We start from the raw sequence: 21,002 nt of genomic DNA, 5'->3' as shown, positions 1-21,002 counted from the left end.
TTCATCTATAATCGAGGTGCAGACCAGTCGAAGATGTATGGACTGGAAAATTATGGGAACTCCAAAACGCGAAAACTGCCCATTCTGAGATGCTCTAAAAGGCGAAAATAACGCCGAAATATAAGAAAAATGATGCATCTGCATTGTTTTCGAGAGAATGGATGAAAACGTCGGATTGCATCAGAATGCGTTAGAAAATGTCGGGCCGCCCGCCACAGCCTGAGAAGGCCGAAGCGGGCGGTCCGTTTTTATCTTTTGTATCCTTGCGCTTGACAATCCACGTACGGCTGTCTATAATAAAGATAGGGAAAGGCGCTGGCTGCACAGTGGTCAGCTCCCTCTCTCAGTGTCACATTTTGAGAAACATGACCGCCGGAGTTTGGAAGACTATGGGGGCGGTCATTTTTCTTGCCATTTTATTTTTTGATATAGTGTTTTGCGTGATGCATATCCCGAAAAAAGACTTGGGCGATCGTCCAAGTGATTTTGGCAGTGCCAAGGATGACAGTGGCCAGAAGGCCGAGCAGAGCAATAACAGTATTCAAAATTTCCATAGTGGAATCCTCCCTTAGATTTTCATGTAGAAACATTCGAACCGTCAGGAGGATGACAAAAAATTGAACTTCCTCCTGACGCGGCACAATGTGACGCGAGGGAGGGAGCATGACCGCTGCACTTGCAGGACAGCGCCTTTCTGCTAAGAGGATACCATAAAAACCGACAAAAAGCAACGCCGCGCGATGCATATCCGCGCGGCGCTGGAAGCAGAATTTGAAAAGCAGTATGATAACAGAAAAGCTCCGGGAACCAACAGATCCCCGGAGCTTTTGTATTATTTTTAAGGAAAATTACTGTTCGTTCTTGATTTTGGAAGCCGGCATCTTCTTCATGGCGGCAGAATCCAGAGCGTGGGGCAGCTGAGCGCCATAGGACTGGATGCTGTCCTGCAGCTCACCGTTCTTCATGTCGGAGAGGGCCTGTGCACGGAGGCTGTCCAGCGTGTCAGCGTCCAGCGGGTCGAGACGGACGAGCATCATCAGCGCATAGCTGGAATACTGCACGGCGGCGGCCTCGCCGGGCTTGAGGGCGCGGACGGCGTCGGCGGTGCCTTCCTCGGAGAAGGTGGAATCGATGTTGTCAGAACCCAGCAGGGCAGTGGAGAGGGAAGAAGCGTCGGAAGAGGGCTCACCGTCCAGCACAGCGTAGATGTCGGGCAGGGCAGCGGCGACGGCGGCGCTGAAAGCAGTGGTCTGGGCGCTGGCCCCATCGGGGATGGCAGCGTTGCAGCTCTCGGCGGCGGTCTGGGCCAGCTCGAGCATCTGGGCGCTCTGGGCGTCATCAGCAAAAGCGAAGGTGCTGGTGTTGTAGAGCGGAACGACCACATAGCGGATGTAGACCATTTCGTCCTCGAGGTGGCTGGTCAGCTCTGCGTCGGAGACGGGGGTCTCGCCGTCGGTGCCGTAGCACATCTCGAGCAGGTCGTTGCTCTTGATGAGGATGCGCTCGAACCGCTTGAGGGTGTCGAGGCCGATGCCGTTGGCCTTGTAGAGGTCGCCGTTCTGCTCCATCAGCTGGGAGGCGTAGCTGTCGGCCTGCATCTCCTCGTCGGGGGTCAGAACGCCGCCCAGCTCATCAAAACGGGTCTCGATGGCGGCGTAGGACTCGAGGTTCTCGAGGGTCTTCTGGGCCACATAGTCGCTGACCACGGCGGTCTCGCCGGTGGCGTCATCGACGGTGATGGTGGCCTTGAGGAAGCTGGACACCTTGGCGGCGTCCTGGTCGTCGGAAGCGAGGTCGGCGGCGGTCTGGTAGGCATCGAACTGGGCCAGCAGATAGAGGCCGGAAGAGATGTCCACGTTACCGATGGTGCCTACGGAATCCGGAGTGGAGAGGCTGCAGCCCACGAGGCCGACGGCCAGAGCGAGGGCGCAGACGAGCGCGATGAATTTCTTCTTCATAAGTGTACTCCTAGTGAAATTTATTTTTTGCCGGTGTTTTCTTCCGGCGGGGCAGCAAGGATGTCGGCCATCGCCTTGAGGATGCTTTGCAGCAGTTCCAGCGGCTTTTCGTCGGGTTGGAGAGTCACCGAGAGGTAGGGCTTGGTGCCGGCTCCTGCCGTCACCCGGCCATTGAAAGCGATGAGCAGGCCGCGTATCATGGCCACGTCCAGCGTCTCCACCTGTAACAGCAGGGTATCCTTCTTCTGGGTGACTTCATAGACGCCCACGGCGGCGGCCTGGACCCGCACCAGCGAGACGTTCACGAGGTCGCTGACGGAGGGCGGCGGGTCGCCGTAGCGGTCGATGAGTTCGTCCAGCACGTCGGCGGCATCCTCGGGGGTCTGGATGGCGGCGATGCGCTTGTAGGCCTCGATGCGGCCCGGGCCGTCGGCAATATACTTCTCCGGGATGAAGGCGTCCACCCGCAGGTCCACGAGGCATTCGCTCTTGTCCCGCTGGATGGGCTCGCCCTTGGCCCGGGCGATGGCCTGACCCAGCATCTTGACGTAAAGGTCATAGCCCACGGCCTCCATGTGGCCGTGCTGGCTGTGGCCCAGCAGACTGCCTGCGCCGCGAATTTGTAAGTCGCGCATGGCGATGCGGAAGCCGGAGCCGAAGGCTGTGAACTCCCGGATAGCCGAAAGCCGCTTCTGGGCGATGTCGGTGAGGGTCTTGTCCCGCCGGAAGGTGAAGTAGGCGTAGGCTTTCCGGCCCGAGCGGCCCACGCGGCCCCGGATCTGGTACAGCTGGGCCAGACCCATCCGGTCGGCGTCCTCGATGATGAGGGTGTTGCAGTTGCGCACATCAATGCCCGTCTCGATGAGGGTGGTGCAGACGAGGATGTCGATCTCGCCGTTCAGCAGATGCTGCCAGACAGGGTTCAGCTCTTCCTCGGTCATCTTGCCGTGGGCAATGCCCACCCGCGCCCCGGGTACCATCTGGCTGACGTGGGCGGCGCAGGACTCGATGTTGTCCACCCGGTTGTGCAGGTAGTAGACCTGACCGCCCCGGGCCAGCTCCTTTTTCATGGCTTCGGCAAGGATGACGTCATTGTACTCGAGCACGAATGTCTCCACCGGCTGGCGCTCGATGGGCGGCTGCTCGATGGTGGAGAGGTCGCGGATGCCGCTCATGGCCATGTTCAGGGTGCGGGGGATGGGGGTGGCCGAGAGGGTCAGCATGTCCACGCCGATGAAGTTCTCTTTCAGCTTCTCCTTGTGCTTGACGCCGAAACGCTGCTCCTCGTCGATGATGACAAGGCCCAGGTCGTGGAAGCGGACATCCTTGGAGAGGAGGCGGTGGGTGCCGATGACGATGTCCACGCTGCCGGCCTGCAGGCCCCGCAGGGTCTCTTTCTGCTGCTTGGCGGTGCGGAAGCGGGAGAGCAGCCCGACTTTCACCGGGAACGCCTCCATGCGGGAGATGATGCTGTTGTAGTGCTGCCACGCCAGCAGGGTGGTGGGGGCCAGAATGGCGCACTGCTTGCCGCCCATGACGCACTTGAAGGCCGCGCGGAAGGCGACCTCCGTTTTGCCGACGCCCACGTCGCCGCAGAGCAGGCGGTCCATAGGCCAGCCCTTTTCCATGTCCTTTTTGATCTCGGCGGTGGCGGTGAGCTGGTCGTCCGTCTCGTCGTACTCGAAGCGGGACTCGAAATCGCTCTGCCACTCGCCGTCGGCGGGGAAGGCGTAGCCTGTGGCCTGACGGCGGCGGGCGTAGAGCTCGATGAGCTCCTGGGCCATCTCTTCGGTGGCCTTTTTGACCTTGGCGCGGGTGCGCTGCCACTCGGTGCCGCCCAGCTTTGCAAGCTTCACCTTTTCCTCGTCGCCGGGGGCGGTGTAGCGGCTCAGCAGATCGAGCTGAGTCACCGGCACATACAGCACGTCGGAGCCGGAATACTGGATCTTCAGGTAATCTTTTATCGCGCCCTGCACCTCGAGACGCTGGATGCCCGCATACATGCCGATGCCGTGGCTCTGGTGAACCACATAGTCGCCGGGCTTGATGTCCGAGAGGCTGGACAGGGCGTTTTTGTTCTTCTTGCGCTTTTTGTTCTCGGCGGCCTCGTCGTCCAGACCGTGACGCCGGGACGAGATGACCGCCACGCGGGCGAACGGGAAGGTGCAGCCCGCCGTGAGGTGGCCGGGCAGTACCTGAACCAGACCTTTCGCGGGCCGGACGTCCCGGCTCATGCTGACGGCATAGCCCTTGTCAGCCAAATCGCGGGTGAGGGCCGCTGCACCCTTGGGCGTGCCGGCGAAAAGGGCCACGGCGTACCCCTGCTGGATCAGCGGGTCGAGGTCTTCCCGCAGGGAAGCGAGGTCGCCGCCCCAGTTGGGAGCCGCGAAGGCCTCGGCGTTGATGAGGTCTTTCAGCTTGAACTCGTTCATGCCCCGCAGGAAGTTCTCGCAGAGCAGGGTGCTCTGGTCCTGCGCCGCAATGGCGAGGTCGTCCATGGTCTGGTAGAGCACATCGAGACCGGGGCAGATGACGCCCTCCTCGAGCAGGCCGGTCAGCTCTTCGCTGCGGCGGAACTCGGTGGCTTTCTGGGCGTCCCGGATGCCGCCCACCTCGTCGAGGATGAAGATGGGGCTGCTCAGGTGGTCCAGCAGGGTGGCGGGCGTCTCGTACCGCAGACCGTAGTATTTGTCCATGGCCTCGGGCATGACGCCGCTGTCCAGCTGGGTGAGGTCGGCTTCCATGGCCTTTTCGAGGGCGGTGCGGCGCTTGCCGCGGGCTTTCTTCTGGGCGGCGCGGAGGGCCTCTGCCGTGTCGGCGGTGCTGCCGAACAGCACCTCACGGGCGGGAGAAAGATAGATCTTTTCCAGCGCACCGTCCCGCCGCTGGGTCAGCAGGTCGAAGGAGGCAAGGGAGTCTATCTCGTCGTCCCAGTACTCCACACGGGCGGGCTGGCGCATATCGGGGGCGTAGATGTCCACGATGTCGCCCCGGACGCTGAACTGTCCCGGGCCGTCCACCTGACTGCGCCGCACGTATCCGGCGGCGAAGAGCCGCTCCACCAGCGCTTCGCGGTTGTAGACCATGCCGGGCTTGAGGGTGAGGGTGTTCTTCTGGAACTCATCCTGCGGCACAGTGTATTGGAGCAGGGCCTCGGCGGGGACGCAGACGGCGTTCAGCCGTCCGCCCGCCAGCGCGCCCAGCACCGACAGACGCCGGTACTCGTACTCGCGGCCCGCGCCTTCGACGGGGCGGAGCATGAAGTCCCGGGGCGGGAACACCGCCGCCGAGAGCCCCAGCGTCTTGAGGTCGTCGGCAAAATGGGTGGCCTCGGCCTCGCCGGGGGTGACGACGCAGAGGATGCGGCCCGTGTCCTTCTGGAGCGCGGCGTAGAGCAATGCCCGGCCTGCCGGAGGCAGACCGAACAGCGCCGCCGGGCCGGGGGAGGCGAGGCTGGCCGCTGTCTTCTGGTATTCAGGGGTGTTTTTCAGGAGCGCTTCGTACATGGTGGACCTCCTTTCTGATGGGGTTAAACCTCTCCGTCACGGCTGACGCCGTGCCACCTCCCCTATCGAGGGGAGGCTTTGGCATACCGGAAAACTTTACCTCTTCGCCAGAGGCTCCCCTCGGTAGGGGAGCTGTCGAGCAAAGCGAGACTGAGAGGTTGCGTCAAGCGGAGCCTTACCCGTTATACTTGCTCTGCGCCAGACCCAGCTTGCCGTCCATGATGAGCTTTGCGGCGGCTGCGATGTCGGGGCAGCGGTCGGCGAGGGCCTTGGCGTCGTCGGGCGGGAACTTGCCCAGCACCCAGTCGGCCAAATCGTAGTCCGGGCGGGGCTTTGCGCCCACGCCGATGCGGATGCGGGGGAAGTTCTCGCCGCCGAGGCGGGCGATGATGCTCTTGAGGCCGTTGTGGCCGCCCGCAGAGCCGGAGGGCCGGATGCGCAGCTTGCCGGGATTCTGGGTGATGTCGTCGCACAGGACGATGACGTGGTCGGCAGGGATCTTGAAGAAGCCCGCCAGCGGGCCGATGGAGTCGCCCGAGAGGTTCATATAAGTCAGGGGCTTCAGGAGCACGACCTTGTGGCCGTCTACCTCGCCCTGCCCCCACAGGCCCTGAAACTTGGTCTTGGAGACGGAGATGCCCCACTTTCCGGCCAGATAGTCCAGCGCGGCAAAGCCTGTGTTGTGACGGGTGCCGTCGTATTTCGGCTCCGGATTGCCGAGGCCGGCAATGAGCCAGATGTCATTGGTGTTCATATGATATATTCTGCCTTTTTTACGTTGGATCTGTTTTCGAACAATATGTTATTATAACATACGCGCGCGCAAAAAGATACACAAAAAGCAAAAAAGCCGCCGTGCGGGCGGCACGGCGGCGTGGGGAGCGGGGGTCAGCCCTGCTCCTGTTCCAGTTTCTGCTTCTTTATAATGTACGCCTCCATTTTCGGTTCAGCCCAGCCATCGAGGTTGGTCTGACGCTCCCGGGCGATGCCAAGAGCCTGCGGGGGGACGTCCTTGGTGATGGTGCTGCCGGCGGCGGTGTAGGCCCCGTCGCCGATGGTGACGGGGGCGACAAGGTTGGTGTTGCAGCCGATGAAGCAGTAGTCGCCGATCTGAGTGCGGAACTTGTCCTTGCCGTCGTAGTTGCAGGTGACGGTGCCGCAGCCGAAGTTGCAGTACTTGCCCACATCGCTGTCGCCAATGTAGGTCAGGTGGCTGACGGTATTGCCCCGGGCGAAGTTGGAGTTTTTCGTCTCGACGTAAGCGCCCAGATGCACACCGTAGCCGGTGACGGTGTTGATGCGCACATGGGTGAAGGGACCGATATTGTTGTGGGGGCCGAGGTGGCTGCTGTAGACCTGACTGGCGTTGACGGTGGTGCCTTCGTCCACGGTGCTGTCCTCGATGAGGGTGTTGGGGCCGATGACGCAGCCTGCGCCGATGGTGGTCTTGCCGCGCAGGATGGTGCCTGCGAGGATGACGGCTCCCGGGGCAATGACCACTTCGGAGCCGATCTCCACATTGCGGCTGCGGATGTCCACGCCGTTTGCGATGTGGCGCAGCAGCATCTCTTCGCGCTGGGCCTCGGCAGCGTCGAGCTTTGCCTTTGCGGCAGCCAGTGCGGATGTATCAATATTCTGCATAGAGAAAAACCTCCTCCAAAACCGCCTCTCGCAGAAGCTGTGCAGACCCCTGCGGGAGAGGAAACGTTGTATCCAAGATAGAAGAAATTCGGAAAGATGGAAGACAAACAAGAACGGCAGCGAGTTTAATGGATAGAAAGTTGTATCCAACTGTCCAAAAACGGCATCAGAACTTGAAAATCCTCTTCAAATCTTTCCCATTTTATATTACCCAAAAAGTGAGTAAAATGCAAGGGTTTGCACAAAAAATATCAAACAAATTCGGTGATTTGCCCGATGGAATAGACGTGAAATTTTGGTATAATAGTTTAGCATTCACAGAGAAATGTTTATCGTATGACAAGACAGAGCAACGATAAGACCGCCGTGCTTCGCGCCAGCGGCTACCATTTGGGAGGTAAACACGCATGAGCAAAAAGTATCTGTACTACTTCAGCGAAGGCAACGATGCCTTTGGCGGCGACAAGGTCACCATGAAGAACATTCTGGGTGGCAAGGGCGCTGGTCTGGCTGAGATGACTGCAGCCGGTATGCCGGTGCCGCAGGGCTTCACCATCACCACCGAGGCCTGCACCCAGTACTACGCAGACGGCCGCCAGATCAACGACGAGATCACCGCTGACATCTTCGAGCATGTCAAGGGCCTCGAGAAGATCACCGGCAAGACCTTCGGCGACAACGAAAACCCGCTGCTGGTCTCCGTCCGTTCCGGCGCACGTCAGTCCATGCCCGGCATGATGGACACCATCCTGAACCTCGGCCTGAACGACGAGGCTGTCGAGGGTCTGGCCAAGAAGACCAACAACCCCCGCTTCGCATATGACTGCTACCGCCGCTTCGTGCAGATGTTCGCTGACGTCGTCATGATGGTCCCGAAGAGCCTGTTCGAGGTCGAGATCGACAAGATGAAGGAAGTCAAGGGCGTCAAGAACGACGTTGACCTGACTGCTGACGACCTGAAGGAACTGGTCGGCACCTTCAAGAAGATCTATGAGGACAACGAGGGCAAGCCCTTCCCCCAGGACCCCAAGGATCAGCTCATCGAGGCTGTCAAGGCCGTCTTCCGCAGTTGGGACAACCCCCGTGCAAACGTCTATCGTAAGATGAACGAGATCCCCTACGAGTGGGGCACCGCTGTCAACGTCCAGCAGATGGCTTTCGGTAACTCCGGCGACCGCTCCGGCACCGGCGTTGCATTCACCCGTGACCCCGCCACCGGCGCTAAGAAGCTGATGGGCGAGTACCTCATCAATGCACAGGGCGAGGACGTCGTTGCTGGTGTCCGCACTCCGTCTCCCATCAGCCACCTGCACGAGCAGATGCCTGAGGTCTACGACCAGTTCGTTGAGATCGCTACCCGTCTGGAGAACTACTTCCGCGATATGCAGGATATGGAGTTCACCATTGAGGACGGCCACCTGTATATGCTGCAGACCCGTAACGGCAAGCGTACCGCTCAGGCTGCTCTGCAGATCGCATGTGACCTGGTGGACGAGGGCATGATCACCGAGCAGGAGGCTGTCCTGCGCGTGGAGCCCAAGCAGCTGGATACCCTGCTGCATCCCCAGTTCGACGCAGCTGCCCTGAAGGCTGCTGAGGTCGTCGGCAAGGGTCTGGCAGCTTCTCCCGGTTCTGCCTGCGGCCAGATCGTCTTCACCGCCGAAGAGGCTGAGGAGATGGTCAAGTCCGGCAAGATGAAGAAGGTCGTTCTGGTCCGTCTGGAGACCTCTCCCGAGGACATCGTCGGTATGCAGGTGTCTCAGGGCATCCTGACCGTCCGCGGCGGCATGACCAGCCACGCAGCCGTTGTTGCTCGTGGTATGGGTACCTGCTGTGTCTCCGGCTGCGGCAACGACAACGACGTGAAGATCGACGAAGAGGCTAAGACCTTCGAGCTCAACGGCCACAAGTTCGTCGAGGGCGACTGGATCTCCATCGACGGCTCCACTGGTAACATCTACGGCGAGCAGGTCGCTACCGTCGCCGCCACTGGCAACAAGAACTTCAACCGCTTCATGGGCTGGGCAGACGCTGCTCGTCAGCTGCTGGTCATGACCAACGCCGATAACCCGCGCGACGCACAGCAGGCAGTTGACCTGGGTGCTGAGGGCATCGGCCTCTGCCGTACCGAGCATATGTTCTTTGCTGAGGACCGCATCAAGGCTGTCCGTGAGATGATCTGCGCACGTACCGTGGAAGAGCGCGAGGCTGCTCTGGCCAAGGTCGAGCCGTTCCAGCAGGGTGACTTCGAGGCGATGTACCGCATCATGGGTGAGCGCCCGATGACCATCCGTTATCTGGACCCGCCTCTCCACGAGTTCCTGCCCAGCAAGGACGAGGACATCAAGGAGCTGGCTGCCGACATGGGCATGACCTTCGATGACCTGAAGAACGTCGTTGCTTCTCTGCATGAGTTCAACCCCATGATGGGCCATCGTGGCTGCCGTCTGGCTGTCACCTACCCCGAGATCGCAGCAATGCAGACCCGCGCTGTTATCAAGGCAGCTCTGAACGTCTCTGCTGAGACCGGTTATATCATCACTCCGCACATCATGATCCCGCTGGTCGGCGAGGTCAAGGAGCTGAAGTTCGTCAAGGACGTTGTCGTCAAGGTCGCAGACGAGCTCATCAAGGCTTCCGGCGTTGACATGAAGTATCTGGTCGGTACCATGATCGAGATCCCCCGTGCAGCTCTGACTGCCGGCGAGATCGCCAAGGAGGCTGAGTTCTTCAGCTTCGGCACCAACGACCTGACCCAGATGACCTTCGGCTTCAGCCGTGACGATGCTGCCAAGTTCCTGGGCGCTTACTACGAGAACAAGATCTACGAGAGCGATCCGTTCCAGCATCTGGACCAGGTCGGTGTCGGCAAGCTGGTCAAGATGGCTGCACATGATGGCCGTGAGACCCGTCCCGACCTGGGTCTGGGCATCTGCGGCGAGCACGGCGGCGATCCTTCCAGCGTCGAGTTCTGCCACAATGTTGGTCTGGACTACGTCAGCTGCTCTCCCTTCCGTGTGCCTATCGCACGTCTGGCCGCTGCTCAGGCTGCGATCAAGAACCCCCGCAAGTAATTGCGTGAGAGCTTGAGAGAGCACCAATAAAGTATATGAACCGCCCCGGCTTCCGCAACAGGAAGCCGGGGCGGTTTTTTGCGCTCACGGAGGGGCAGATGAAAAAACGCAGTGTGAATATATACCATATAAAAATGAATATATGCTAAAATTTCGGGAAAATACTTGCATTTTCATTAAAATGGGTGTATTATGACACCTGCCGACGAAATGCCGACAATCAACAAGAGAGGGATCGATACTATTATGTCTTTGAAGAAGAAAATTGCTGCGGCTTTCATCGCCTGTGCGATGACACTTGCCGTTGTTCCTTCCGCCTTCGCCTGCACGGCACTCTATGTCGGCAGCGACCTCACCGAGGATGGCACCACCATGTTTGGCCGGATCGAGGATCTGGGCACTAACGATTACAACAAGCTGTTCAACATCAGCCCCGCCGGGAAGCACACCGCGGGCGAGGTGTACGAGGGCTGCTACGGCTTTACCTACACCTTCACCCACGACAGCTACCGCTACACCGCCCGCCGGGACGACAACGGTCTGGGTGTCTGCCCGGACTGCGACAGCACCCACGAGCACACCCCCTATGAGGAGGCTGGCACCAACGAGAAGGGCGTCATGGTCTCTGCCACCGAGTCTCTCTACGGCACCGACGCCGTGCTGAGCGTAGACCCCTATGTGGACAACGGCATTGAGGAAGCTGAGATCACCACGGTGCTGCTGAGCGAAGCTTCCACGGCCCGCGAGGGTGTTGCCCTGCTGACCTCCATCTATGACAACGCCGGTGCAGCCGGCGGCTCCGGCGTGTTCATTGCCGACCAGAATGAGACCTGGTTCGTGGAGAACCTGACGGGCCACACCTACCTTGCCCTGAAGCTCTCCTCCAGCGTGGTCTTCATGCAGCCCAACATCGCCGCTATGGGCAAGATCGATCTGGATGACACCGACAACGTGGTGGCCTCTGCCAACCTGATCTCCGTGGCCCAGAAAGCCGGTACCTTTGTGGGCGACGCCGCTGCCAATGTCATCGATCTGGATGCCTCCTACAACGGCGACATCGCATCGGACCGCATGGCAGCCGGCCTGAACTACCTGTACGGCACCGACACCTTTACGAAGGACAACTACAGCGAGACCGACTTTGCTATCAGCAACGTCGGCGAGAACGGTGCCATCGTCCCGGTCTACTCCAACATCCAGCTGACCAAGAAGTTCTCGGTGGAGGATTCCATCCACTTCTTTCAGACCGAGCCCATCGGCAAGACGGGCAATGTGGAGACTCATCTGTTCCAGGTGAGCGCTACCGGCGATCTGAACACCGCCATTACCGAGTGGACCGCTTTTGACGACGACGTGTACAACGCCTTCGTCCCTTACTATCCGATGCTGACCACCGACACCGCAGATGTCTACAAGGTCTCGGTCCACACGGTCACCCGCTCCGACGAGCAGCCCACCGAGGGCGTCTGGTATCAGGATGCCAAGGGCCGCTACTACACCTACCCGGACGACTGGACCGACTCCTTCTACGGCGTGCGTGACGCCCTCTCCAACCTGCTGACCTACGGCAGCAATGGCAATCAGGTCACCGCAAAAGATCGGGCAGCAGCTAAGGCCAGCTATGCCGCGCTCCAGCAGGAGATCATGGCCGACTACGCCGATATGAAGGCCGCCGTTGCCGCCGCCGACACGCTTGAGGCCAAGCAGGCTGCCGCCACCAACGCCAGCAATGCCATGAGCCAGAAGGTGTACAATACCACCCTGAAGATGTACAATAAGCTCCAGGCCAAGACGGCCGCCCGGGCATGGGTCAGCTCTCTGCTGCACTGAGGCTTTGCAGCGCCTGAGGCGTTTCCCATAAAACCGCAGCGCCCCCGGTTTCCATGACAGGAAGCCGGGGGCGGTTTGTGTATGACTGCTTCTTGCAAACGCCGCCCATTTGTTCTATATGACAAGGCAAAACTGCCGGAATTCTATTTGCAGGAAGAAAATTTGGAGAAGATCATTGCGGAGAGGGGGTAAAACACACTGGAAATTCACAAATAGCGTATCATCGTTACTCCGAACGCTCTGCAATTTTGGCACCCGCCCAGGCTGCAATCAAGAACCCGAGAGCGTAAGGATCTTGCAACGGCTCTCAGTTAAAAATCAAGTATAAAATAAGGCCCACCGTCAATTTTGGCGGTGGGCCTTGTTTGTTCATGTATGAGATGGATTGCGTTTAACACAGGGGCGCTTCCCAGAAGCATCACAGATACACCTCCACGGTCAGGTCGGTCCACGCTGCACGGCGGAACTGGTGGGGCATTTTGTTGGCTTTCCGGTAACGCTTGGCGGTTTCAAAGTCGATGGTGAAGGTGAGGATGGGCTTTTCCGATACAGCCATCAGATCGATCGATGATGCTTCTTCCCCACGTTCAAGATTGCAGAGATGGCGGTCACTGGTGTTCAGTTTTACAGCCAGTTCTTCCTGCGTCATGCCGTTGGCCTTGCGCAGGTGCTGGATATGTTTGCCAGTGGCGTAAGAATCAAAGTACATAAGCCAGCCCTCCGACCACAGAGCAGTGCAGCCAATCGCCGCACCACAGGGCCGGAGAACAGACAGACGATCGGCGGCAGCTTACTTGAGCGCCGGGGCTGGGTTTGTACTCGATCCATTTCTTTTTCAGGATTCTTCGTCCTTTCTTTGTCGATGATGGCAAGGTGGGCGGAGTATCGACCACTTCTCCATGACCTGCATCTGCTGGGGTGTAAGTACTACCGGGGCAGACTCACTTCCCTCTGCCTTTGCAAAAAACTCGGAAAGCGTGATCTGAAAAGCATTGCAGATCTTCACAAGCGAAGGAATGGACGGGATCGCAAAGGTCTAAAGTCCCCAAGCGTCCAACTTACAACAAAAATGAGACAGGCGACCCACCTTTCGGGAAGCCTGTCTCATTTTTCTGTTGGGGGCTATTTGCATTGCTGAGAAACAGCCCGGTTTGGAAACTCAGTGATCGAAGGAGAACGGGGGATCACTTAAAGGCTGATATCCTTTCCGCCATTGAGCTTGCTGAAGGCCAGCAGGGAAATGACGGTCAGGATGGTCATGATGGTGGACAATGCGGCTGCAGTGCCGTAGTTGCCGCGGATGACCTCAGTATAGATTGCTACTGTCAGGGTCTTGGTCTTGCCGGTATACAGGATGATTGCGGTAGACAGTTCACTGATCATGGTGACCCAGCTCAGGATAGCACCAGAGATGATGCCGGAAGCCATCATGGGAACCGTGATGCGGAAGAATGCCTTCATCTTGGAAGCGCCCAGCGAGATAGCAGCTTCCTCAATGCTCATGGGGATCTGCTGCAGGATGGCCACCGACGAGCGGATGGTATAGGGCAGACGCCGGATGATGAGGGCCACCACCATGATGAGCATGGTGCCGCTGATGAGGAGCGGGGGCTTATTGAAGCCGATGAGCAGCGCAATGCCAAGGACCGTGCCGGGCACGATGTAGGGGATCATCGAGAGGATGTCCACCACGTTGGTCAGGGCATTGCGGCGGCGCACCACCAGATAAGCGATGAGAACAGCCAGCAGCACGATGACGACCAGTGCCAGCAGGGGGATGATGATGGTATTCTGAATGCTGCGACCCAGCTTGCCGATGGCGGTCTGGTAGCTCTGCAGCGAGTAGCCGTCCACAAAGATCTTACCCTGCGTGTTCTTGAACGAGGTGTAGATGACGTAGGCCTGCGGCATGATGGCGATGCCCACTACAAGGTAGACGACCAGATGCACCAGAGCGTTGATGCCCTTGCGGGCCTCCCGCTCCTCCACGGGGTGCATACTGTTCAGAGCGAAGGCGTTCTTGTTGGAAACATACTTCTGGACGAGGAACACCAGCGTGGTGACGACGATAGCGATGACGGCGATAGCGGCTGCAAAGCCGTCGCTGCCGCCCACCTCGTTGATGAACTCAGTGTAAAGGACAACAGGGAAGGTACGGTAGCCCTCACCGATCAGCATCGGGGTGCCGAAGTCTGCAAAGGATCGCATGAACACCAGCAGAGCTGCAGCCAGCAGGGTGGGCATGATCAGAGGCACGACCACTTTGAAGAAGCAGACAACGCCAGAGCATCCGAGGTTCTCAGCCGCCTCGATGAGGGAGTTGTCGATATTCTTCAATGCACCCTTGGCGTAGAGGAACACCAGCGGGAACAGCTGGAGCGTCATGACCAGCACGATGCCGCCGAAGCCGTAGATGTCCGGGATGGCGATGCCGAGGTTTTTGAAGAAGGCGGTGATGACACCGCTGCGACCCAGCAGCAGGATCCATGAGTAGGCACCGATGAAGGGAGCCGACATAGATGCCACCACAATGAGGATATTCAGCACCGACTTGCCTTTGATCTTAAAGATCGTGAACAGGTATGCCAGTGGGGTGCCAATGGCGATGGAGAGCACCGTCGCTGTGATGGACACCTTGAAGCTGTTGATCAGGGTATCGAAATAGTAGCTCTTGGAAAAGAACTTCGTGAAATAAGCCAGCGTGAAACCGCCGGTGTCGGGGTCCAGCACAGACTGGCGGATCAGGTATGCCATCGGGTAAAGCAGGAACAGTGCATAGAGTGCGATGGTCCCCAGCGTAATGGCTCCCCAGACATCAAGACGGAACTTATTATTGTTTTTCATAAGCGTCGCTCCTGATGAGATTGGTACCGCCGTCCTTGGTAAAGACGTTGATCTTCTCTTTCTTGACCTTCAGCAGCACCTTCTCGCCCTTCTTGAGGCCCTCGCCAATGGAGGACTCCTCTACGATCTCCACCGAGTCGCCCTGATCGGTGTCAATGGTGTAGTGGGTGTTGAGACCGAGGTAGGTGCATTCCTGCACGGTGCCGTGGATGCCATCGGTGCCGTCCTTGCAGATAATGAACTCCTCCGGGCGGATGGAACAGCGCACATCCTGCTCGGCAGCCTTGTCCAGAGCGTCGATGTGCTCATGGTAGCCGTCGGCAAAGGTGATGATGCCGTCCTTGACGTGGGCATTCACGATGTTGGTGCGGCCGATAAAGGTGGCAACGAAGACATTCTTCGGGCGCTGGTAGATGTCACGGGGAGTGCCAACGTGCTGGATGACGCCGTCCTTCATAACGGCGATACGGTCGCTGATGGCCATTGCCTCTTCCTGATCGTGGGTGACATACACGGTGGTGATGCCAACGCTCTTCTGGGTGTGGCGGATGACGCTGCGCATCTCGACACGGAGCTTTGCGTCCAGATTGGAAAGCGGCTCGTCCATCAGCAGCACATCCGGCGAGATGACCAGTGCGCGAGCCAGTGCGATACGCTGCTGCTGACCGCCGGAAAGCTGGTTGGGCATACGGTCGGCATACTGCATGATCTGCATCAGGTTCAGAAACTCATCCGTCCGCTTCTTGATCTCGGCCTTGTCCACCTTGCGGTTTTTCAGACCGAATGCCACATTGTCCCGGACGGAGAGGTTCGGAAAGATAGCATAGTTCTGGAACACCATGCCGATGTTGCGCTTGCTGGGGTCCATATCGTTGATGCGCTTCTCGTTGAAGAAGATGTCGCCGCCCTCAATGGAGTTGAAGCCTGCGATCATACGGAGAAGAGTGGTCTTGCCGCAGCCGGAGGGACCCAGCAGGGTGAACAGCTCACCATCTCCGATCTCCAGATTCAGGTCCGGGATGACCGTATTATTCCCGTAGCGCTTTACTGCGTCTTTGACTGATATTCTGCTCATACTAGCCTCCTGCCGCCCTTTGAATTACTTGCTCTGCAGATCGGTGAAGATCTCAGTGTACTTGTCCACCAGCTCCGACTTGTGGGCGCTGACGTAGGGAATGTCCTCTTCGATGACATTGATGTCTGCCATCGGGGTCATGGCATCGTTGGTGGCAGCATCCTTCATAACAGGACGGTTGGTCAGGGTGCTGCCCCAGATGTTCTGGACTTCTTCGCTCAGGATGAAGTCAATGAACAGCTTGGCATTGTCCATGTTCTTTGCGCCCTTGATGATGGTGGCAGAAGCAGGAAGGAAGACAGTACCTTCCTTCATGTAAACGATCTTGACAGGTGCGCCGTCCAGAACCAGCTGAGCACAGGGATCCTCATAGGACAGACCCACCACATACTCGCCATCGGCAACTCCCTTGTAAACGCCGCTGGAGCTTTCGCAGATCTTGCCGTCCACATTCTCAAACAGGTCGTGGACGTACTGCCATGCCTTATCGTCCTCGTAGCCGCCCATTGCAAGCAGCATATTGGTCAGGTGTGCGAAAGCGGAAGAGGAGTTGGCGGGGTCGGCAGTGGCGATTTTGCCCTTCAGGGCCGGGTTCAGCAGATCTTCGTAGCCCTCGATCTTGATGTCACCGATGAGGTCGGTGTTGACGATGAGGACGCTGCCGTCCAGCACATTGCCGGTGATGAAGCCGCACTTGTTCTTGTAGGCGTCGATGACGTTTGCATCGTTGGCGGAAACATACGGCTCCCACAGGTCCTCGTTGGTGTACATCTGCGACCAGGAGCCGCCGAACAGGACATCTGCGTAGGGATCGTTCTTTTCGGACTGGATACGCTTGACCAGTTCGCCGGTGCCGGCCTGAATCAGCTCGACATTGACGCCGTATTTCTCCTCAAACAGAGGAATGGTGGCGTTCAGCAGGCCCTCAGAGTTGGGCGAGTAGATCACGAGGTCGCCGCCGCCCTGTGCAGCAGAACCAGAAGCGGCAGTGGAAGCAGCGGTAGAACCGGCAGAAGAGGTGCTGGCGGAGGAGCCGCCGCAAGCGCTCAGAGCAGCAGAAGCTGCGATAACACCGGTAGCCATCAGGAACGAACGACGAGAAATCTTTTTCATAGTAAAAACCTCCATTTTTTACCTGAAACCTTTCGATAATCCCATTTTAATGCTTCTAGCACAAAAATAATACTCAAATTGCAGAACAAATGGAAAAAATACCGAACAGCGGCTGTTCGGTATTTTTTCATAGACACTTATTTCAAGGTGTTCTGGTACTCCCGCACCGAGCAGCCCATGTATTTTTTGAAAACGTGGTTAAAATATTTGTACTCACCAATGCCGCACTCCCAGCCGATTTGGGAGATGGGCAGTTTTCCTTTCCGGATGAGTTCCAGAGCGTTCTGAATACGGCAGCGGTTGAGGTAGTCAATGACTGTTGTGCCAAGCTCTTTCTGAAACTTCTGGTTGATGTATCGTTCCGAGTAGTGGAACTGTTCCTGAAGGTCAGCAAGTGTTATCTTGCTCCGGTAATTCTCTTTCAGATAGGCTACGATGCGTAACACCAGCGGGTCAGTGACCTTATCTTCGCTTAATGGCGGCAGAGCTGTCCGGCTGCGGACGGCCTCTGCCTTGTCCTCCCGCTGTTGGAGGTACTGGTTATCCCCCGCAAGGCGGACAGCCTTCTCCAGCGCAGTACGCATCTCGTCCATGTCGAGAGGCTTGAGCAGATAATCCGATACGCCGTTCCGGATGGCCTGCTGGGCGTACTCAAACTCCGAGTAGCCTGTCAGGATGATGGCGATATAGTTGAATTTCTCCCGGGTGTCGGCAATCATCTCAAGACCGTTTTTTACCGGCATGGTAATGTCGGTAATGACGATGTCAGGATGCAGTTCGGCAATCTTTTCTTTACCTGCTGCCCCATTCTCTGCCTCGCCCACCACCGAGCAGCCGCACTCCTCCCACGGTACCGAGTAGCGAATGCCCTTGCGGATGATCTCTTCATCTTCTACAAGCAGAACGCGATACATGGTTTACATTCCTCCCAGCCGGAGCTTGAGTTTCACCGTGAAGCCTTCGCCCTCGGTGCTGTCGATGGTCAGTCCGCTGTCACCGCCATAGCCCAGCCAGATGCGACGGTTGATGTTCTGCAGACCATTGTGCTCGATGTTCACTTCATCCGAGCGCAGGATGTCTCGCAGCTGTTCCAGCATTGTCTCGTCCACGCCTCCGCCGTTGTCCTCTACCGTGAAATAGAGCGCATCCTCCCCCAGCCAGCCCCGTACTCTTATATGGATGCGTGGCTTCTTCTGGAATCCATATTTAATGCTGTTTTCCAGCAAGGGCTGTAAAAGCAGCTTCGGGATGATGAACTCCATGCAGGCGTCGTCGATGTCGATCTCGTAGGAAAAATTTGCACCGAAGCGGGTGGACTGGATCACAAGGTAATTCTGCAGATATTTCAGATCATCTTTAACAGGGACATTGTGCTTTGTGTTGTTGATGCTGTAGCGCAGGATGCCGATAAACCGCCCGATCAGCTGCTGGGCTCGCTGGGGGTCTGTCGGGATAAGATAGCGGATATTGTCCAGCGTATTATAAATAAAGTGGGGATTGATCTGCGCCTGAAGATTCTGCATCTCCATCCGGTTGTTCACTTCGGCAAGAGCGATGTTGCGCTGGCTCAGCTCCTGAATGCTGCGAACCATCTTGTTGACCTGACGGGCGATCTCCTCGATCTCATCGCCGGTGTCGATCTCGATGATGTGATCAGGGTCCTCCTTGCGGATGATGCGGATCTCCCGCACGAGAGTGTCCACCGACTTTACCATCTGCTCAGTCATAGCGTGCATGATACGGACGAACATTGCTGCCCAACTCAGTCCCAGCAGTACGATCAGGAGCAGACCCACGAAGAGATAACTGTAATTCGTGGGCGAGTAGATGAAGGAGTAAGCCAACACCGTGCCGTTTTCCAGCGAGCGGCTGCTGCGCAGATAGCGGTTCCCGTTCACTCGCACATACTGCGCCGCATCGGCGGGCAGATACTTGTTGGCGTTCTTCTGGGAGAGGAAGGAGGAGTTTGAACAGGTAATGACATCACCGTTGGATTTGGTGAGGATAGCATCGTACTGGTACTGGCTGAACAGTTTTGTCCAGTCGTTCTCATTCAGATAAACTGCCGCAGCACCCTGATATTCGCCATCCCGGTAGAGCGGATGGATCATAACGTATTCTGAGCTGTTGGCTCGGAAGTGGTAGACCGTGGTGTAGACGGTCCGCATAAGATGGCAGGCGTTGTCCACGGCGATGCTGTTAAATTCCTGCCGGTGGAGATTCATCTCTCCCTCCGAAAAGGTCGTGAACCGAACATTTCCCTTGGAGTCGGTAAGGATGAGCTGTATCTCCACAAGAGCCGAGACGTTGTACTGGCTGATAAGATAACGCAGGTTGTCCTGATCATTCCGCAGCTCGGAGAGGAACAGCTCGGTGTGTCCAGCGTCCAGCAGAAAGGCTGACGTGTTATCGTACACCTCATGGAAGGTGGAGGCGACACTCTCCAGATGGTCTTCCCGCCGGGCGTTCTGGCTGAGAGCATTCACAGCAGCGATTGCAATGCAGAACAAAAGACATCCCAGCAGCAGGCTTGAGATCAGCTTACGGGAGACGCTCTGCTCCAGCTCCTGCTGAAAGCGGCTCTTTTTGTAGGTGCGATCGCGGTGACTATGATCCATACTTTTTTCGCTCCTGCTCTTCGACAAACTTTGCCATACGTCGATTATAATGCCTTGAATCAGATGAGTCAACGGGCGTGCTGCTGTCATTTTTATTGCATAACACAAAAAAACTGCCCGGAACGATAGGAGAAGGTCGTTCCGGGCAGTTTTGGCAGTACATGGAAAAGAACTTTTTACAGCATTTTCACGGTCAGAGCCTCGCTGGTGAGGTCCTGCGCGGTGTTGCTATGGGCAGGGTCATCCAGCATATACCGCAGCACCAGAACTTCGCCTACATAGAGGAATGCTGCCTTGATGGGGATGCTGCCGGAGTCCAGCGGGCTTTCCTGTGCGCCGCAGAGAAGGACGACATCTGCGAGCAATGCGCCGGGGGAGTCCTCGTAATGGGTCAGCAGGATGATCTTTGCCCCGGCGGCCTTGGCGGTGCGCAGTGTCTCCATCATGTCACGGGTCGCGCCGGAGTAGGAGACGAAGAGCACAACGTCGGCCTCGTTCATCAGACTGGCAGTCAGCAGCTGTAAATGGCTGTCGCCTGCGGTGCGGAACTTGGTGGAAAGGCTGGCGAAGCGGGCGCAGATGTCGTTTGCCAGGAGCATACTGCCGCCCTGTCCGAGGCAGAACACCTGCCTGGCCTCCTGCATCAGGTGTACGGCCTCGTCCACGGCCTCGGCAGAGAGGGCGTTCTGGGTGCCGTTGATGGCGGTGAGGAAACGGGCGTATGCGTGCTCGCAAAGTTCTGCGGTGGTGGCACCGGGCTGCAGCTCCCTCTGGCTGGAGGGTGTGCCGGTGGCGTTGGCCTGCGCCAGCGCAATGCGCATCTCATGGTAGCCGTCGAACCCCAAAGCCCGGCAGAACCGGAACACGGTCGCCTCGGCGACGTTGCACTCCCGGGCCAGCGAGGAAATGGAGAGATACTGCGCTTCGTCCGCATGCTGCAGCAGGTAGTCAGCGACCGCGTGGCCGGATCTGGTCAGCTGGTCCTGTCGTTGATGCAGCAATTCCCAAAAATTTGTACCCATGGTCAAGCTCCTTCGAGCGGGCCGCAATGCCCGCACTATTCCTTATACCTTCTTTTGCCCCCTTCCGCTGCACAGGGAAGGGGGCATCTTTATAAAAAGTATAAAAGAAGTCTAGCCGCTTGACAAGTGTGCCTTTCGCCATAATTCGGAAGAAAAAGCTGTGCAGAGCATCTAAAAATCGGGGAAAAGTAGGACTTTTTGATGAAAATAAATTTCAAAATCGCGGCAGGAAGAACGAAAATGATTTTCAAACCGAAAATGACAAACGACGCAGAAATGATTACAAAACGGCTACAGCTGGCGATAAAACTAGTGAAAGTG

General features: G+C 57.7%; 14 protein-coding genes. 2 read left to right on the top strand and 12 right to left on the bottom strand.

The genetic code is table 11. The annotated features are described in order from the left end of the window. Positions 1 to 416 precede the first annotated feature (416 nt). The 5 genes from F3G95_RS13725 to F3G95_RS04050 form a co-directional block, all read right to left on the bottom strand. Positions 417 to 554, bottom strand: coding sequence for a hypothetical protein (locus tag F3G95_RS13725; protein ID WP_187156296.1), 138 nt, complete (start codon positions 552 to 554; stop codon positions 417 to 419). A 294-nt stretch (positions 555 to 848) separates the two neighbouring features. Then, complete coding sequence (locus F3G95_RS04065) at positions 849 to 1,958, bottom strand: foldase (protein ID WP_149793931.1); 1,110 nt, start codon at positions 1,956 to 1,958, stop codon at positions 849 to 851. 20 nt (positions 1,959 to 1,978) lie between these two features. Next, entirely contained in the window at positions 1,979 to 5,464 is a 3,486-nt protein-coding gene (mfd, locus tag F3G95_RS04060) for a transcription-repair coupling factor (protein ID WP_149793930.1), read from the bottom strand. Between the two features lie 175 nt (positions 5,465 to 5,639). Next, positions 5,640 to 6,218, bottom strand: coding sequence for an aminoacyl-tRNA hydrolase (pth, locus tag F3G95_RS04055; RefSeq protein ID WP_149793929.1), 579 nt, complete (start codon positions 6,216 to 6,218; stop codon positions 5,640 to 5,642). Between the two features lie 134 nt (positions 6,219 to 6,352). Further along, positions 6,353 to 7,105, bottom strand: coding sequence for a DapH/DapD/GlmU-related protein (locus tag F3G95_RS04050; RefSeq protein ID WP_149793928.1), 753 nt, complete (start codon positions 7,103 to 7,105; stop codon positions 6,353 to 6,355). Between the two features lie 407 nt (positions 7,106 to 7,512). On the opposite strand from F3G95_RS04050, the gene ppdK reads away from it, so the two are divergent. Then, positions 7,513 to 10,179 (top strand): pyruvate, phosphate dikinase, encoded by a 2,667-nt coding sequence (ppdK, locus tag F3G95_RS04045; RefSeq protein WP_149793927.1) that lies wholly within the window; start codon positions 7,513 to 7,515, stop codon positions 10,177 to 10,179. A gap of 246 nt (positions 10,180 to 10,425) precedes the next feature. Then, positions 10,426 to 12,009 carry a C69 family dipeptidase gene (locus F3G95_RS04040; protein WP_243130262.1) on the top strand — a complete coding sequence of 528 codons (1,584 nt, stop codon included), beginning with the start codon at positions 10,426 to 10,428 and terminating at the stop codon, positions 12,007 to 12,009. Positions 12,010 to 12,427: 418 nt separating this feature from the next. Here F3G95_RS04040 and F3G95_RS04035 read toward each other — a convergent pair whose 3' ends face one another. From F3G95_RS04035 to F3G95_RS04005, 7 genes are all read right to left on the bottom strand, one after another. Then, a complete protein-coding gene (locus tag F3G95_RS04035; protein WP_149793925.1) occupies positions 12,428 to 12,718 on the bottom strand; it encodes a helix-turn-helix transcriptional regulator in 291 nt (96 codons plus the stop codon). A gap of 479 nt (positions 12,719 to 13,197) precedes the next feature. After that, positions 13,198 to 14,853 carry an iron ABC transporter permease gene (locus F3G95_RS04030; protein WP_149793924.1) on the bottom strand — a complete coding sequence of 552 codons (1,656 nt, stop codon included), beginning with the start codon at positions 14,851 to 14,853 and terminating at the stop codon, positions 13,198 to 13,200. Next, complete coding sequence (locus F3G95_RS04025; protein WP_149793923.1) at positions 14,840 to 15,928, bottom strand: ABC transporter ATP-binding protein; 1,089 nt, start codon at positions 15,926 to 15,928, stop codon at positions 14,840 to 14,842. Before F3G95_RS04025 ends, F3G95_RS04030 begins: the two co-directional genes overlap by 14 nt. Positions 15,929 to 15,952: 24 nt before the next feature. Next, a complete protein-coding gene (locus F3G95_RS04020) occupies positions 15,953 to 17,041 on the bottom strand; it encodes an extracellular solute-binding protein (protein ID WP_149793922.1) in 1,089 nt (362 codons plus the stop codon). A gap of 137 nt (positions 17,042 to 17,178) precedes the next feature. After that, complete coding sequence (locus F3G95_RS04015) at positions 17,179 to 17,955, bottom strand: response regulator (protein ID WP_149793921.1); 777 nt, start codon at positions 17,953 to 17,955, stop codon at positions 17,179 to 17,181. A 3-nt stretch (positions 17,956 to 17,958) separates the two neighbouring features. Beyond that, the gene (locus F3G95_RS04010) at positions 17,959 to 19,659 is read right to left on the bottom strand and encodes a histidine kinase (RefSeq protein WP_149793920.1); all 1,701 of its coding nucleotides are present in this window, start codon (positions 19,657 to 19,659) and stop codon (positions 17,959 to 17,961) included. A gap of 176 nt (positions 19,660 to 19,835) precedes the next feature. Continuing rightward, entirely contained in the window at positions 19,836 to 20,681 is an 846-nt protein-coding gene (locus tag F3G95_RS04005) for a MurR/RpiR family transcriptional regulator (RefSeq protein WP_149793919.1), read from the bottom strand. Between the last annotated feature and the right edge of the window lie 321 nt (positions 20,682 to 21,002).

It is taken from the genome of Faecalibacterium sp. Marseille-P9312 (assembly GCF_902497445.1).
Classification (GTDB): domain Bacteria; phylum Bacillota; class Clostridia; order Oscillospirales; family Ruminococcaceae; genus Faecalibacterium; species Faecalibacterium longum.
Note: the sequence above shows the minus strand (reverse complement) of the source record. Positions and strands in the feature narration are given on the sequence as shown.